At 57.0% G+C, this 774-nt stretch carries 1 tRNA gene and 1 pseudogene; one reads left to right on the top strand and one right to left on the bottom strand.

The features are described from left to right. Positions 1-413: pseudogene (locus B3C64_RS05045) on the bottom strand (tRNA (guanine-N7)-methyltransferase); the annotation flags it as partial. A 165-nt stretch (positions 414-578) separates the two neighbouring features. Between B3C64_RS05045 and B3C64_RS05040 the strand changes: the two are divergent. Next, positions 579-655: transfer RNA gene (locus B3C64_RS05040), tRNA-Asp, on the top strand. Positions 656-774 lie beyond the last annotated feature (119 nt).

The following is a 774-nucleotide window of genomic DNA, read 5'->3' as shown; positions in this document are numbered from 1 at the left end:
CCGGGGTCATAGACCTCCAACGCCAGGAAATTGACATCGGGATGCGCGGCCGCCGCCGCGACCACGTTCTCGCCTTGGCCGGAACCGATTTCCACGATCAGCGGATTGTCGTTGCCCCACGCGTCGCCGACATACGCCGCATCGAAAACGAAACCTTCGCGAACATCCAACGACCCCTCGCCCGCGTTGACGTCCAGCAGATAGACGTCGGAATAATTGTCCCAGGCGCGCTGCAATCGCGCGTCGAGCCTCGCCGACCTCCTGACGAAGGAAAGCACCTTGCGCCCGTACAGGGCCGGATTTCCCGACTGACGCCCCTCTTGCGCATTCCGCGCGTCACACGCATCGTTCGCACTCTTCGCGCCGCTTTGATTTCCATCGGATTGCACCGGCATATTCACATCTTGTCGCATACCCTAATTTATAGAGGAAACGCAGGAACATTGCCGCGATTCGGCACGGCAGAAGGCGCACGGAAGAACACCCCACCCACACACAACTCCACGACACGCCGAGATTTGCAAAACCCTTTCTTTGCCGTAATATTTTCTTTTGTTGTCAGTTACTCAACAGACAATGGCCGCGTAGCTCAGTTGGTTAGAGCGCCGCCCTGTCACGGCGGAGGTCACCAGTTCAAGTCTGGCCGTGGTCGCCATTGAAACCCAGCATATCCGCTGGGTTTTTCTTTTTCCACGCCGAATCTCCAGCCGATGGAACGGACACAGGCCTATAGGAACTTTTGTGGTGCTTGAGAACTGGTTTTCGGTATCAATC

The sequence above is a fragment of the Bifidobacterium sp. UBA6881 genome, assembly GCA_002451435.1.
GTDB lineage: Bacteria > Actinomycetota > Actinomycetes > Actinomycetales > Bifidobacteriaceae > Bifidobacterium.
This window is presented reverse-complemented; position numbering and strand designations above follow the sequence as displayed.